General features: G+C 72.5%; 16 protein-coding genes and 1 riboswitch. Of the genes, 4 read left to right on the top strand and 12 right to left on the bottom strand.

Annotation, left to right across the window (positions count from 1 at the left end; all coding sequences use genetic code 11):
* Nucleotides 1–19 precede the first annotated feature (19 nt).
* Both rmuC and MRBLML1_RS13720 read left to right on the top strand, forming a co-directional pair.
* Nucleotides 20–1,417, top strand: coding sequence for a DNA recombination protein RmuC (rmuC, locus tag MRBLML1_RS13715; RefSeq protein WP_364516746.1), 1,398 nt, complete (start codon nucleotides 20–22; stop codon nucleotides 1,415–1,417).
* An 83-nt stretch (nucleotides 1,418–1,500) separates the two neighbouring features.
* Nucleotides 1,501–2,244 carry a collagen-like triple helix repeat-containing protein gene (locus tag MRBLML1_RS13720; RefSeq protein ID WP_364516748.1) on the top strand — a complete coding sequence of 248 codons (744 nt, stop codon included), beginning with the start codon at nucleotides 1,501–1,503 and terminating at the stop codon, nucleotides 2,242–2,244.
* Between the two features lie 9 nt (nucleotides 2,245–2,253).
* On the opposite strand, the gene MRBLML1_RS13725 is transcribed toward MRBLML1_RS13720, so the two are convergent.
* Nucleotides 2,254–3,099 carry an acyl-CoA thioesterase domain-containing protein gene (locus MRBLML1_RS13725; RefSeq protein ID WP_364516750.1) on the bottom strand — a complete coding sequence of 282 codons (846 nt, stop codon included), beginning with the start codon at nucleotides 3,097–3,099 and terminating at the stop codon, nucleotides 2,254–2,256.
* Nucleotides 3,100–3,162: 63 nt separating this feature from the next.
* On the opposite strand from MRBLML1_RS13725, the gene MRBLML1_RS13730 reads away from it, so the two are divergent.
* Both MRBLML1_RS13730 and MRBLML1_RS13735 read left to right on the top strand, forming a co-directional pair.
* On the top strand, nucleotides 3,163–3,591 hold the full coding sequence (locus MRBLML1_RS13730) for a hypothetical protein (RefSeq protein ID WP_364516752.1): 429 nt from the start codon (nucleotides 3,163–3,165) through the stop codon (nucleotides 3,589–3,591).
* Between the two features lie 5 nt (nucleotides 3,592–3,596).
* The gene (locus tag MRBLML1_RS13735) at nucleotides 3,597–3,980 is read left to right on the top strand and encodes a hypothetical protein (protein ID WP_364516754.1); all 384 of its coding nucleotides are present in this window, start codon (nucleotides 3,597–3,599) and stop codon (nucleotides 3,978–3,980) included.
* Here MRBLML1_RS13735 and MRBLML1_RS13740 read toward each other — a convergent pair.
* The 11 genes from MRBLML1_RS13740 to MRBLML1_RS13790 form a co-directional block, all read right to left on the bottom strand.
* Nucleotides 3,940–5,247: a serine hydrolase domain-containing protein gene (locus MRBLML1_RS13740; RefSeq protein ID WP_364516756.1), complete on the bottom strand. Its 1,308-nt coding sequence runs from the start codon at nucleotides 5,245–5,247 to the stop codon at nucleotides 3,940–3,942. The two genes, MRBLML1_RS13735 and MRBLML1_RS13740, sit on opposite strands and share 41 nt — an antisense overlap.
* Nucleotides 5,244–8,066, bottom strand: coding sequence for an aminomethyl-transferring glycine dehydrogenase (gene gcvP / locus MRBLML1_RS13745; protein WP_364516758.1), 2,823 nt, complete (start codon nucleotides 8,064–8,066; stop codon nucleotides 5,244–5,246). The genes MRBLML1_RS13740 and gcvP overlap by 4 nt, the downstream gene beginning before the upstream one ends.
* A gap of 75 nt (nucleotides 8,067–8,141) precedes the next feature.
* A riboswitch (glycine riboswitch) is annotated at nucleotides 8,142–8,245 on the bottom strand.
* Nucleotides 8,246–8,288: 43 nt separating this feature from the next.
* Nucleotides 8,289–8,915 carry a MerR family transcriptional regulator gene (locus MRBLML1_RS13750; protein ID WP_364516760.1) on the bottom strand — a complete coding sequence of 209 codons (627 nt, stop codon included), beginning with the start codon at nucleotides 8,913–8,915 and terminating at the stop codon, nucleotides 8,289–8,291.
* Nucleotides 8,916–9,025: 110 nt separating this feature from the next.
* Nucleotides 9,026–9,496 carry a bifunctional nuclease family protein gene (locus MRBLML1_RS13755; RefSeq protein WP_364516762.1) on the bottom strand — a complete coding sequence of 157 codons (471 nt, stop codon included), beginning with the start codon at nucleotides 9,494–9,496 and terminating at the stop codon, nucleotides 9,026–9,028.
* Nucleotides 9,497–9,537: 41 nt separating this feature from the next.
* Nucleotides 9,538–10,269 (bottom strand): MerR family transcriptional regulator, encoded by a 732-nt coding sequence (locus MRBLML1_RS13760; RefSeq protein WP_364516764.1) that lies wholly within the window; start codon nucleotides 10,267–10,269, stop codon nucleotides 9,538–9,540.
* Nucleotides 10,270–10,272: 3 nt separating this feature from the next.
* Entirely contained in the window at nucleotides 10,273–10,791 is a 519-nt protein-coding gene (locus MRBLML1_RS13765; protein WP_364516766.1) for an FHA domain-containing protein, read from the bottom strand.
* Between the two features lie 45 nt (nucleotides 10,792–10,836).
* A complete protein-coding gene (gene gcvH, locus MRBLML1_RS13770) occupies nucleotides 10,837–11,226 on the bottom strand; it encodes a glycine cleavage system protein GcvH (protein WP_364516768.1) in 390 nt (129 codons plus the stop codon).
* Nucleotides 11,227–11,236: 10 nt separating this feature from the next.
* Nucleotides 11,237–12,013 carry a DUF881 domain-containing protein gene (locus MRBLML1_RS13775; RefSeq protein ID WP_364516770.1) on the bottom strand — a complete coding sequence of 259 codons (777 nt, stop codon included), beginning with the start codon at nucleotides 12,011–12,013 and terminating at the stop codon, nucleotides 11,237–11,239.
* Nucleotides 12,006–12,338 carry a small basic family protein gene (locus tag MRBLML1_RS13780; protein ID WP_364516772.1) on the bottom strand — a complete coding sequence of 111 codons (333 nt, stop codon included), beginning with the start codon at nucleotides 12,336–12,338 and terminating at the stop codon, nucleotides 12,006–12,008. Before MRBLML1_RS13780 ends, MRBLML1_RS13775 begins: the two co-directional genes overlap by 8 nt.
* Nucleotides 12,335–13,174, bottom strand: a complete 840-nt coding sequence (locus MRBLML1_RS13785; protein WP_364516774.1) for a DUF881 domain-containing protein — start codon at nucleotides 13,172–13,174, stop codon at nucleotides 12,335–12,337. Before MRBLML1_RS13785 ends, MRBLML1_RS13780 begins: the two co-directional genes overlap by 4 nt.
* Nucleotides 13,171–13,788, bottom strand: a complete 618-nt coding sequence (locus MRBLML1_RS13790) for a CDP-alcohol phosphatidyltransferase family protein (protein ID WP_364516776.1) — start codon at nucleotides 13,786–13,788, stop codon at nucleotides 13,171–13,173. Before MRBLML1_RS13790 ends, MRBLML1_RS13785 begins: the two co-directional genes overlap by 4 nt.
* Nucleotides 13,789–13,804: the final 16 nt, after the last annotated feature.

Here is a 13,804-nt window from a genome sequence, read left to right on the forward strand (position 1 = left end):
CCCCTGTTTGACTGTCCTCATGGTCGTTCTGCTCGCTCTCCTCGTCGGTCTCGCGCTCGGTGCCGGGGTCGGCTGGGTCCTGCGCCAGGCGACCTTCGTCCCGCCCGCCCCGGCTGAGGACCCGGCCCTCGCCGAGGCCCGCCACGAGCTGGCGCTGGCCGCGCTGCGCGAGCAGGAGGCGTCGGTGCGCGCGGCGATCGAGGCCGACCTCGCCGCCGCGCAGACGAGTGTCGACGAGCTGCGCCAGAGCCTGCAGGCCGCGCGTGAGCAGCACCAGGCCGTCGTCGAGCAGCAGCGGCAGGCCCAGCGCGAGCGCGAGGAGGCGCAGCGCCAGCGCGAGCAGGCCGACCGCCAGCGCGACCGCGAGCGCGAGCAGGCCGAGGGCGGGCACACCCAGGTGCTCAAGACGCTGACCCCGGTCGTGGAGCACCTGCGCTCGATGCAGCGCAAGGTCGACGACCTGGAGAAGGCCCGGGTCCAGCAGCACACGGAGCTCGCGAGCCAGATCCGGCACACCCAGCGCTCCGTGGAGGACTCGCGCAAGGCCGCCGACACCCTCGCCAACGTCCTGAAGAACAATGCCGTGCGCGGCGCGTGGGGCGAGACCCAGCTGCGCACCCTGGTCGAGACCGCCGGCCTGCTCAACCGGATCGACTTCGAGCTGCAGCACTCGATGGAGGCCGACTCGGGGGCCCGCCGGCCGGACATGGTGATCAACCTGCCCGGCGGCAAGCAGATGGCGATCGACGCCAAGGTGCCCTACAACGCCTTCATGGACGCCCAGCGCGAGGGCATCGAGCCGGAGCAGCGCCAGCGGCTGCTGACCGACCACGCCCGCAAGGTCCGCGGTCACGTCGACACCCTGGCCCGCAAGGGCTACTGGACCGGGCTGCGCACCAGCCCGGAGTTCACCGTCGCGTTCATCCCCAACGAGCAGCTGCTCAACGTCGCGCTCGAGGTCGACCCCTCGCTGCTGGAGCACGCCTTCCAGCAGGGCGTCGTGCTGGCCACTCCGACCAACCTGTGGGGCCTGCTCAAGACGGTCGCCTTCACCTGGAAGCAGGAGGCGCTGACCGAGGACGCGCAGGCGCTCTTCGACCTCGGCCAGGTCCTCTACCGGCGCATCCTCAAGCTGGCCGAGCACGTCGACAAGCTCGGGCGCTCCCTGCAGCGCAGCGTGAAGGACTACAACGCCTTCACCGGCTCGTTGGAGCGCTCGGTGCTGCCGGCCGCCCGCAAGCTCAACGCCGCCGACCCGATCTCCACCCTGCCCTCCCCCAAGGAGGTCGAGGAGGCCCCTCGCGCGCTGACCAGCGGGGAGTTCGCCGCGATCGCCGACCTGGAGCGCGAGGAGCTCACCTTCGACTTCGACGTCACCGAGGCCGAGGTGGTCGACGAGGACGCCCAGACCGGCTGACCGGCCCGTCGTCTCTTTACCATCCTCGGGAGCCGCGTCTCCGAAGAGTGTGTGACACATCACTCTGCTCCCGGAGGAACTCCATGCCCATCCGAAAGCCCACTCCCGCCTTCGCCGTGGCTGTTGGCGCCCTGGTCGTCTCGCTCGGCGGCACGTCGTACGCCGTCACCCAGGTCGGCAGCAACGAGATCGCCGACGGGTCGGTCCGCTCGGTCGACATCCGCGACAACACCGTGCGCTCCAAGGACGTGCGAGACGGCACGCTCCGGCGCCGTGACCTTTCCCCCGGCGTGCTGACCTCCGGACCCCGCGGCGCCGTCGGGCCGCGCGGCCCCCAGGGCCCGGCGGGCCGGCCCGGTCAGCCCGGTCAGCCCGGTGCCGACGGCGCCCCCGCCCGCTGGGTGCTGGTCAACGCGGCCGGCCAGATCGAGGCGCAGTCCGGAGGGTTCACCGTGGCGGCGGCCTACCCGACGCTGGCCAACACCGCGACGACCGGCGACAACTCGCTGCGGGCGGCCGGCAACGTCTACATCAACGCCGGGGAGGACCTCTCCGACAACGCGATCGTCGCCACGATCGCACTGCAGAACCAGCAGGACCTCAACGGCGACGGGATCACCAACGGCCGGGCGGCGGGACCGGACCTCAACCCGGAGTTCTCCGGCGAGATCTCCGCGACGCGGTGTGGCATCGCGATGCTCGTGTCGTGCGCGCCGGTGGACACCAACAACGCCAACCACTTCGTGGTGAGCCCGCGCAACAGCGACGGGAGCGTGACGGTCGACGGCGCCCGCAAGCGGTTCTACGTCGTCATCGCCGGCGGCTGAGGACGCTCGTCAGGCGCTACCGTCGACGCCGACCCCGCCGGACAGGTCCACCGTCCGGCGGGTGTTGGCGAGCGCGGTGACGCTGGCCGTGCCGATCACCCCGGTCCGGTCGAACACCTCCGCCGTGCCGACCGCGATGCCGTCCACGGCCCGGTGGTCCGTGGCGCGCAGGCCGAGCAGCACGCTGTCCGGGCGGCGGCTCAGCGCGAGGTCGATGTCGGTGTTGATGTACTCCACGCCGGCCGAGCCCCAGTTGGTCACCATGCTCGTGGCGTCCCCGATCGAGGCCACCGCCTGGAAGGGCGTGCACTCCTCGCCGAGGACGATCGGCACGGCGGTCTGCCAGGTGGCGTGACGTCCGGCGTTCTGGTGGTCGCCGAAGCTGTCCGACCACGGTGCCGCACTGGCGAAGAACGGGACGTGCTGCTCGCCCTCCGGCGGAGCCAGGTCCAGCGGGGGCTGCGGGTCGTCGGCCGCCGAGGTCCACACCTCGCCGGCGGCGTTCGCCGAGGGCAGCAGGAAGGTCGCGCCGGCCCGGGCGACCACCTCCCCCTCCTGCCGTACGACGGCGTCGAGCAGCATCAGCCGCGGCCCCTCCCGCACCACGGTGGCCTCGGCGGTCGTCGGGATCATCCGAGCCGGGCGGAACAGGTCGACGTGGTAGCGCGCGGGCACCAGCTCGGTCCGTCCGGCCACGTCGACCGCCTGCTCCAACGCCCGGGCGAGCAGCCCGCTGATCGCGACACCGTGCATCTGGTCCTCGCGCCACCGGCTCCGGGCGAGCGGCAACGGCTCGAGCGCGGTGGAGCCGGGCAGGGTGCGGAACCAGGCAAACTGGAACGTGTTCTCGTTCACGGGCTCATCATGCCCCGCCGTGTCAACGGTGTGGACACCGGCCTCGTGGGGAAGGGTGGGCCCATGACCAACAAGATCGGCCTGATCGTGGCCGGCGCCGTGGCCGCCGTCCTCCTCCTCGCAGGCGGGGTGACCGCCCTCGTCGTGTCCGGGGGCGACCCGACCAGCGTCCAGGACGTCGCGGACGCGGCGGTGGATGCCGCCGAGGACCTCGACGTCGACGACGGGATCGCGCTGCTCTGCGAGGCGCCGTCGAAGCAGGATCGCGCGGACCTGGAAGCGCTGATCGCGGCGGCCCAGGACGAGGCGGACACGAAGGACCCCGACGTCGACTACGAGATCTCCAACGTCAAGGGCGAGGAGAAGGGCTCCTTCGACGTCAAGATCACCAGCGACGAGAAGGCCTTCGAGGACGACGAGATCGCGGTGACCGTGCTGGTCGACTCCCAGGACGGCCGCTCCTGCATCTCCGGGTACGACGACCGCAGCTGACCTGCGTGACCGGCCCTCGCGTGCTGCGCGCCGCCGTCCTCCTCGTCGCACTCGCGACCTCGGCGGCGGCGACCTTCGGCAGCGGGATCGACCCGTGGGACCTCGCGCCGTGGCTGGCCCGGCACGGCGGGCTCGGCCTGGCGCTGGCCCTCGGCTGGCTCGTGCTCGCGCCGGTGCCGCTGGCGGTGGCGGCGCTCGCGCGACGTCGTACGCCGTGGCCGTGGGTCGCCGTCGTGACGATCCACCTCGCCGTCCCGGTCGTGCTCCTGGCGCGCTTCCCGCACCTGCTGCCCGGCTGGGCGTGGGCGGTCGTGGGACTGAGCGTGCTGCTCGGCCTGGCGTCGGTGGCTACGGCGTTCCCGGCGCCGGGTGCCCGCCCGGGATCGTGACCCGGGGGTCGTAGGGCACCCGGGTGTAGACGAAGGTCGCGCACTCGAGGTCCAGCACCGTGCCGGTGTCGTCACGGTGCACGAGGAGCGGCTCGCCGCGGTGGTACTCCTGCCCACCGACGAAGCGCCCCGGCTCCCCGCTCGCCGGCACGAACCGCTCGTGCACCTTCCCGGTGCGCAGGTCGCGGGCGAGGACCGCACCGCCGACCCACTCGAAGCCGAAGGCGGTGTTGCCCCAGAACCACAGCCCGAGCAGCTCGGCGACCTCCACCGGCACCGGGAACGCCGAGGGCGACCACCGCTCCGCGACGGGGGCCGCGTCGACGCCGGTCAGGATCCCGGGCACCCGGTCGGGGCGCAGCCCGGTGGTGGCGTTCGTGAGAGCGACCACCGCGTCGCGCGAGGCGCGGTCGACGAAGAGCGAGGCCATGAAACCGGGCATCGAGCCGGTGTGCCCGGCGTAGGTCCGCTCCCCCACCCGCACCACCTGCAGGCCGAGGCCGTAGGACCGCTCCGCGTCGAGCGGCGCGGCCATCTCGGCGAGGGTCTCCGCGGACAGCACGTCCGGGTGGCCGGTGGCGAGGAAGTCCGCCCAGCGCAGCAGGTCCGCCACCGTGCTCCACAGCTGGCCGGCCGGCGCCATCGCCCCGGTGTCGGTGTGCGGTTCGGCGGTGAGGGTGTGCGCGAAGTGGTCGACGCTCCGGCCCGGAGCGTGGTCCACCGGCGGGTGGTACGACGTCGCGCCCATCCCCAGCGGGACGAGCAGCCGCTCCTGGACGACCGCCCACCAGGTCTGCCCGCGCAGCCGGGCGACGAGCTCGCCGAGCAGGCCGTAGCCCAGGTTGGAGTAGTGGAAGTGCTCCCCCGCGGCGGCCACCCGGCCGGAGCCGTCGTTGGCGGCGGTGAGCGCGTCGAAGGTCCCGCCGTCGGTCCGCTCCCACCAGGCGCCGGCGGGCTCGCTCTGCATGCCGGACAGGTGCGCGAGCAGGTGGCGGATGCTGGACGTGGCATAGCCCGTCTCCGGGACGAACCGGCCGACCGGGTCGTCCAGCGCCAGCACGCCCTCGTCGCGCAGCTGGAGCACCAGCACCGCGGTGAGGGTCTTGCTGATCGAGCCGATCCGGTAGGCCGTGCCGACGGTGATGTCCGGGAGCACCGACACGCTGCCCGACCAGGCCGGGACACCGCCCAGCGCCACAGCCGCCGCGACCGACGGCAGCCGGCCGGCGCCCTGGAGCGCGGCCAGCCGCTCGTCGTAGGAGGTCATTCGGTGTAGGCGTCCATCGGCGGGCAGGCGCAGACCAGGTTGCGGTCGCCGTAGGCCTGGTCGATGCGGGCCACCGGCGGCCAGTACTTGTCGACGGAGTGACCGGCCGGGAAGACCGCGACCTCGCGGGAGTAGGCCCGGTCCCACTCGCCGACGAGCGCGCGGGTGGTGTGCGGGGCGTGGTGCAGCGGCGAGGCGTCGACGGCCCACTCCCCCGCGGCGACCCGGTCGATCTCGCCCTTGATCGCGATCATCGCGTCGCAGAACCGGTCCAGCTCGGCGAGGTCCTCGGACTCGGTCGGCTCGACCATCAGGGTGCCGGCGACCGGGAAGGACATCGTCGGTGCGTGGAAGCCGTAGTCGATGAGCCGCTTGGCGACGTCGTCGACCGAGACGCCCGTGGCCGCGGTGATCGGGCGCAGGTCGAGGATGCACTCGTGGGCGACTAGGCCCGACTCGCCGCGGTAGAGCACCGGGAAGTGCTCACCGAGCCGGGTGGCGACGTAGTTGGCCGACAGCACCGCGACGGCAGTGGCGCGGGTCAGGCCCTCGGCGCCCATCATCCGGATGTAGGCCCACGAGATGGGCAGGATGCCGGCCGAGCCGAAGGGCGCGGCGCTGATCGCGCCCGTGCCCTCACGCCGGTCGGCGTCGGGGTGCAGCGGGTGCGTCGGCAGGTACGGCGCGAGGTGCGCGCGCACCGCGACCGGGCCCACCCCGGGGCCGCCACCGCCGTGCGGGATGCAGAACGTCTTGTGCAGGTTGAGGTGCGAGACGTCGCCGCCGAACCGGCCGGGCTGGGCGTAGCCGAGCAGCGCGTTGAAGTTGGCGCCGTCGACGTAGACCTGGCCGCCGTGCTCGTGCACGACGTCACACAGCTCGGTGATGGTCTCCTCGTAGACCCCGTGGGTGGAGGGGTAGGTGACCATGATCGCGGCGAGGGTCTCGCTGTGCTGCTGGCACTTGGCGCGCAGGTCGTCGAGGTCGACCGTGCCGTCGTCGTGGGCCTTGACGACCACGACCTTCATCCCGGCCATCACCGCGGAGGCGGGGTTGGTGCCGTGCGCGGAGGACGGGATCAGGCAGACGTCACGCTGCTCCTGGCCGTTGGCGCGGTGGTAGTTGCGGATCGCGAGCATGCCGGCGAACTCGCCCTGCGCACCGGCGTTCGGCTGGATGGAGACCCGGTCGTAGCCGGTCACCTCGGCGAGCCAGGACTCCAGCTGCTCGATGAGCCGGCGGTAGCCGTCGGCGTCCTGGGCCGCGACGAACGGGTGCAGGTTGGCGAAGCCGGCGAGCGAGATGGGCTCCATCTCGGTGGTCGCGTTGAGCTTCATCGTGCAGGAGCCGAGCGGGATCATGCCCCGGTCGAGCGCGTAGTCGCGGTTGGACAGCCGCGCCAGGTAGCGCAGCATCGAGGTCTCGTTGTGGTGGGTGTTGAAGACCGGGTGGGTGAGGTAGTCGGTGCTGCGCTCCAGGTCCTCGGGCAGGCCCGCCACCCCCTCGGCCGACACCTCGCCGGCGCCGAAGGCGGCCACCAGGGAGGCCAGGGTGGACTCCCCCGCGGTCTCGCCGAACGCGACGCCGACGGTGTCGGCGTCGACGAGGCGCAGGTGCAGGCCGGACTCCCGTGCCGCCGCGACGACCTCGTCCGCGCGCGCGGGCACCCGCACGGTCAGGGTGTCGAAGAAGCTCTCGTTGACGACCTCGATGCCGGCGGCCTCCAGGGTCGCGGCCGCCCGGCGGGCGAGGCCGTGGATGCCGGCCGCGATCTCCCGGAGGCCCCGCGGACCGTGGTAGACGGCGTACATCCCGGCGGTGACGGCGAGCAGCACCTGCGCGGTGCAGATGTTGGAGGTCGCCTTGTCGCGGCGGATGTGCTGCTCGCGGGTCTGCAGGGCGAGCCGGTACGCCGGGCGGCCCTCGGCGTCGACGGAGACGCCGACGAGCCGACCGGGCAGCTGGCGCTCCAGGCCCTCACGCACGGCCATGAAGCCGGCGTGCGGGCCGCCGTAGAACAGCGGGACGCCGAAGCGCTGGGCCGAGCCGACCACGACGTCGGCGCCGAGCGTGCCCGGCGCCTCCAGCAGGGTCAGCGCGAGCAGGTCGGCGGCGACGACGGCGAGGCCACCGCGCTCGTGGACGGCGTCGATGACCGGCTTGAGGTCGGCGACCCGGCCGGACGCGCCGGGGTACTGGACCAGCACGCCGGAGACCTCGCCCTCGGGCAGGCCGTCGGTCAGGTCGGCGACCAGGATCTCGATGCCGATGCCCTCGGCGCGGGTGCGGACCACGTCGATGGTCTGCGGGAGCGCGTCGGCGTCGACGACGAACGGGCCGGAGGCCTTGCGGTTGGCGCGGAACGCCAGCGCGACGGCCTCGGCGGCGGCCGTGCCCTCGTCGAGCAGGGAGGAGCCGGCGGTGTGCAGGCCGGCGAGCTCGGCGACCATGGTCTGGAAGTTGATGAGCGCCTCGAGCCGGCCCTGCGAGATCTCCGGCTGGTACGGCGTGTAGGCGGTGTACCAGCTCGGGTCCTCGAGCAGGTTGCGGCGGATCACGGCCGGGGTCACCGTGGCGTGGTAGCCCAGCCCGATCATCGACTCCCCGGGGACGTTGGCCGCGGCTAGGGCGCGCAGCTCGGCGGCGGCCTCCTCCTCGCCGACCGCGGCCGGCAGGGCGAGCGGGTCGGTCGAGCGGATGGACTTGGGCACGGCCGCGTCCATCAGGGCGTCGAGGGAGGGATAGCCGAGCCGGTCGAGCATCGTGTCGACCTGGGCGACGTCCGGACCGATGTGACGGTTGGCGAAGGGGGCACTCATCAGGCAGGTTCCTCGGGATCGAAAGGGTTCGAGCCCTCCCCCTCTGTCAGCGCAGCGTCGCGCCTCCAGAGTTGCCTGGTCCGCACGGTCCGGGCGCCTGAGAGGTTCCGGGGAGGAATTGCCCCTTCGGCGCAGGCTCACGTCCGCCGGACGCGTCCTGACTCTCCCGTGCGGGATGAACAGCGTGACCATCGTAGCCGCAGAGCGGCCCGATGGGGGCGTTCAGCCCGCGTTGCGAGCAGCGCGTCGCGCGGCGAGCTCGTCGCCGGCGACGCTCTCGGTGTCCTCGGCGTCGCTCGCGCTCTCGCTGGGCAGCTGCGCCAGCGTGCCCTCGATCTCGCGCCACACGCCGCCGATGGCGATGCCGAAGACGCCCTGACCGCCCTGGAGCAGGTCGATGACCTCGTCGTTGCTGGTGCACTCGTAGACCGAGGCGCCGTCGCTCATCAAGGTGACCTGGGTGAGGTCGTCGGTGCCGCGCTCGCGCAGGTGACCGACCGCGGTGCGGATCTGCTGCAGCGAGATGCCGGCGTCGAGGAGCCGCTTGATGATCTTGAGGATCAAGATGTCGCGGAAGCTGTAGAGCCGCTGCGAGCCGGAGCCCTTGGCGCCGCGCACGCTCGGCTCGATCAGGCCGGTGCGGGCCCAGTAGTCGAGCTGGCGGTAGGTGATGCCGGCGGCGTTGCACGCCGTCGGTCCGCGGTAGCCCAGGTCGCTGGGCAGAGGCGAGACGTCGTCGGTGAAGAGCAGGCCCTGCTCCTCGGCCGCAGCGGTCGCCGCCGACGAGTCCTGACCGACCTTCTCGGGCTGCTGCTCGTTCACGGGGTCCTCCAGGCTGGGGCGCGGCATTGCACTGCTGTCATTCGACTCTTCAAGGTACGGCGCCGGACTCCGACCGGTCAAAGACGTCACCGGGCGTGTCGGGAAAAACCCTCAGCCTCAACTTGAGGCTGAGGGAATCAGCGGTCGGACTCGAAGTCCTCGGGCGAGACGTGGTCGAGGAACTCGCGGAACGCCTCCACCTCGTCCTCCTCCTCGGCCGGGGCGGCGATGCCCGCCTCGGCGAGCACCTCCTCGGAGCAGTAGATCGTCGTACCGGTGCGCAGGGCGAGGGCGATCGAGTCCGAGGGCCGCGCGCTGATCTCCGCACCGGAGTCGAGGACCAGGGTGGCGAAGAAGACGCCGTCCTTGACGTCGGTGATCCGGACCTCCGACAGCTCGCTGCCGGTGGCCGCGAGCAGCTCCTTCATCAGGTCGTGCGTCAACGGCCGGGGCGGGACGACGCCCTGCTGGGCGAACGCGATGGCGGTGGCCTCGACGGCGCCGATCCAGATCGGCACGTAGCGCTCACCGGTCGTCTCGCGCAGCAGCACGATGGGCTGGTTGGACGGCATCTCCACCCGGACTCCCAGGACATCCACCTCGCGCATGGCTCAACCCTACTCGCGTCGTGGTGGGCCCGCGGGGCCGGTCAGATCCTCCGCAGGCCGGCCTTCACCAGCGTGGCGTGCAGCCGCACGGACAGCGCGGCGATCTCGCTCACGGCCTCCTCGGCGCGCGCGGCGGCACCGGCGTCGCGGCCCCGGCGCGGGGCGACGACCTGCTGGATGAGGCCGACCTCGCGGTCGGCCGCGGTCCGGAAGGCGCGCAGGTGGCGCGGCTCGATGCCGAAGTCGGCGAGCTCGCTCGCGGTCTGCGCGATGACCAGCGCGTCGGTGTCGTAGTGCCCGGTCGCCGAGGGCGTGATCAGCGCGAACTCCTCGAGCTGGGTGAGCAGGTCGGCGTCGATCTCGGCCACCTTGATGAGCTCCTTGCGCGAGAGCCGCAGCTTGTCGGTGCGGCGGAAGGACTCCGGCGCGGGAAGGCCGTCGGAGCCGACCGCGACCTTGGGCACGGTGGGGACGACGGGCTCGGGCTCGGGCGGCTGCAGCCCCCGGTCCATGGCGTCGAGGTGCTCGCCGATGACCTTCAGCGGCAGGTAGTGGTCGCGCTGCATGCGCAGGATGTACTGCAGCCGGGCGATGTCGCCCTCGGAGAACTTCCGGTAGCCCGACGGGGTCCGCTCGGGCTTGATCAGCCCCTCGGACTCCAGGAACCGGATCTTCGGGATGCTGACGTCCTCGAAGTCGGTGCGCAGGCGGTCGAGCACCTGCCCGATGTTGAGCAGGGGCTCGCGCTCGCCGCGGGCGAGGCCAGCGACCATCGCTCAGTGGCTCTCGTGACCGGCGAAGAAGACCAGGCGGTACTTGCCGACCTGGACCTCGTCGCTGTCCTTCAGCGTGGCCTTCTCGATCCGGTCGCGGTTGACGTAGGTGCCGTTGAGGCTGCCCGCGTCCTCCACGGTGAAGCTGTCCCCCGCGCGGCGGAAGACGGCGTGCCGGCGCGAGACCGTCACGTCGTCGAGGAAGATGCCGCTCTCCGGGTGGCGTCCCGCGCTGACCTCGTCGGCGTCGAGCAGGAACCGGCTGCCGGCGCCGGGACCCTTCTGCACCACGAGCAGTGCGTGGCCCACGGGCAGCGCGTCGACCGCGGCGGCGTCGACCGGGCTCAGCGCCCGGTCGGAGGTCTCGACCCGGTCGCCGCCACCGAACTGGATGGTCGCGGTGGCGTCGGTGACGACCGGCGCGGCAGGAGCGGCGTCCGGCGCGACGAGCCGGTTGCCGCACTGCGAGCAGAAGCGGGCGTCATCGGGGTTCTGCCGGCCACAGGCGGTGCAGAACGGCATGGGGAAACTCCTTGGGTCCGGGACGGCTACTACGAACGTACCGGATCAGCCGTCGAGCTGGGCCTCGTACGCCGACGCGTCGAGCAGGGCGTCGACGTCACCGGGCGTGGCGGGCACGACCTCGAAGAGCCAGCCGGCGCCGTACGGGTCGTTGTTGACCAGCTCGGGCGTGGCGTCGAGCGCCTCGTTGACGGCGACGATCTCGCCGCTGACCGGGGCGTAGACGTCGCTGACCGACTTGGTCGACTCCAGCTCGCCGCAGGCGTCGCCGGCCGCGACCGTGGCGCCGACCTCCGGCAGGGAGACGTAGACGATGTCCCCGAGGGCGTCCTGGGCGTAGTCGGTGATGCCCACGCGGACCGAGCCCGCCGCGTCGCCGGGCGTGCGCAGCCACTCGTGCTCGACGGTGTACTTCAGGTCAGCCGGGTTCGTCATGGCCAGAAGGCTACTGCCCCTGGTCCGGCAGGGCGTAGCGAGGCTCCGGGCGTTTCGCGACCGCCTCGATGTCGACCGCGCGCAGCTCCTTGACCTCGACGTCGCCGCCGTCGTCCTTGATCTGCTTGCGCGGGCCGAGCGGGAAGGTGATCGAGCCGCTCAGCACCTCGGCCTCGCCGATCGCGTCGATGACGTACGGCGCCTCGACCCGCTCGCCGTCGACGAGGAACCCGCCGTCGGTCTCCTCGAACGAGGTCTGCGCGACCACCCGGACGGTGCCGTTGATCGCGATCGCCTCGGCGCCGACGGTGCGCAGGCCCTGGATCGTGTCGAGCAGCGAGCCGAGCCGGATCCGGCCCTTCTCCTCGGTGATGGTGATCCGTACGCCGGGCCCGGTGACCGGGACCAGGCCGGCGAGGATGTTGAGCGTGTCGACGTCGCTCTGGGCCTGGTCGAGCGCGGCCTGGCGCTTGGTCGTCTCGTCGCGCAGCCCGTCCGCGACACCCTCGAGCCGGTCGATCTCGGCCTCGGTGCGCTGCCGGGTGCCGGAGAGACCGTCGAAGACGTCGATGAGGTCCTGCTGGCGCTGGCCGGCGTAGATGTCGTCGCTGTCGGTGAGGCGCACCTGGGTGACCGCGCCGAAGCCCACGACGGCCATCAGCACACCGGCCACGACCTGGCGCCGCGAGGGGCGCAGCAGCGCCCGGCGCAGCCGCTCGGTCGGGGTGAGCTCGGGCCCGGGGGCGTCGGGCGCGACGGGAGCGTCGGAGTCGTCGGGGTCAGGCATGGAAGACGTGTCTCCGGATGGCGGCGACGTTGGTGAAGATCCGGATCCCGAGGACGACGATCACGCCGGTCGAGAGCTGGCCCCCAACGCCGAGCCGGTCGCCGAGGTAGACGATGCCGGCCGCGATCACGACGTTGCTCAGGAACGAGACGACGAACACCTTGTCGTCGAAGATGCCGTCCAGGTAGGCGCGCAGCGCGCCGAAGACCGCGTCGAGCGCGGCCACCACGGCGATGGGCAGGTACACCTCGAGGCCGGCGGGGACGTCCGGCTGGAACACCAGTCCGAGAGCCACGCCGACGAACAGTCCGAGCACCGCGATCACGGGCGGTCACCTCCGTCGGTCTTCGGGTTGGTCTTGCGCTTGGCCGCGTGCAGCCTCGGGAGCGCGCTCGCCGCGGGCAGGCGCAGGTCGTCGGCCTTGTCCATGTCGAAGGAGTAGCCGAACTGCTGGGTCAGCCCGATGAAGGCCAGGCCGGCCCCGGAGTCGACGACGTTCGACGACAGCGTGCGCTGGTCGCCGATCGCCGCCACGGTGTACGGCGGCGCGATGCCCACGCCGTTGACCTCGATCGCCACGCCGGAGTTGCGGATGCCGCTGAGCGCGGTGAGCCGCTGTCCGTTGATGGCGATCGCCTCCGCGCCCGCGCCCCACAGCGCGTCGGCGAGCAGGGCGAGGTCGGAGTCGCGGATCACGCTGTCCTCGTCGGCGTAGCGGGGGTTGTCGACGACCGCCCGGACCCCGTCGCCGCGGACGACGCCGAAGCCCGCGGCACCGGCGAGCGTGGTGCTCCGGGCCTGGACGTCGCCGACCTCGGAGCCCAACGCGCGCAGCGACTCCTCCGCCCGGTTGTTGGCGCCGCGCAGGTCGGCGATCTGCTCCTGCTCGGCGTCCACCCGGTCGCGGCGGGCCTCGATCCGGCTGATCAGGCTGGCGCGGCTGGCGTCCTCGACGTCGGCGTTCTGCGAGGTCTGCACGGCGGCGATGGTCACCAGTGCCGCGAACGCGCCGACGACCGCGACCACCGCGACCCGGCGCCCCCGGCCCGGCGGGGCGTCGGGGTCCCGCCGCGAGGCCGCGGCCTGGTAGTCGCGGTCCAGCGCCTCCTGGGTGACGAGGGTCAGCAGGGGTGTCCGGGCGCGGTCGAGGGTGTCGTTCACGGCGTGCCGTCCGAGCGGGACCGGGGCTCGGTCGTCGCGAGCAGCTTGCGGACCTGCCAGGCGTAGAGCACCCCGGCCCACCAGTAGAGGCCGATCCCCCACAGCGCGAGCGACCAGCCGAAGATCTGGGCCAGGGTGGCGACCGTGCCGTCGCCGTCGCCGAGCAGCAGCAGCGGGAAGGCGTAGAGCAGGTTGAACGTCGCGGCCTTGCCGAGGAAGTGCACCGGGAGGGCGCTGTAGCCGCGGGTGCGCAGCAGGGGCACCAGGCCCCACAGCACCAGGTCGCGCAGCGGCAGCGACACGGCGACCCACCACGGGATCACCTCGCGCAGGGCGAGCCCGAGCACGACGGCGAGGATGTAGAGCCGGTCGGCCACCGGGTCGAGCAGTCGGCCGAGCTCGGAGGTCTGGTCGAGCTTGCGCGCCAGCCAGCCGTCGAGGAAGTCGGTGACCCCCGAGACCATCAGCACGACCAGCGCCCACACGTCCGCCTCGGGCCCGAGCACCAGCCAGAGGAACAAGGGGACGCCGAGCAGGCGCGACGCGCTGATCAGGTTCGGCAGCGTCAGCACCCGGTCGGTCGCGCGCTCCTCGCGCGTCACCGCTTCACCCACGGACGACACCCTAGTG

Source organism: Nocardioides sp. LML1-1-1.1 (genome assembly GCF_040676175.1).
Lineage (GTDB): Bacteria > Actinomycetota > Actinomycetes > Propionibacteriales > Nocardioidaceae > Nocardioides.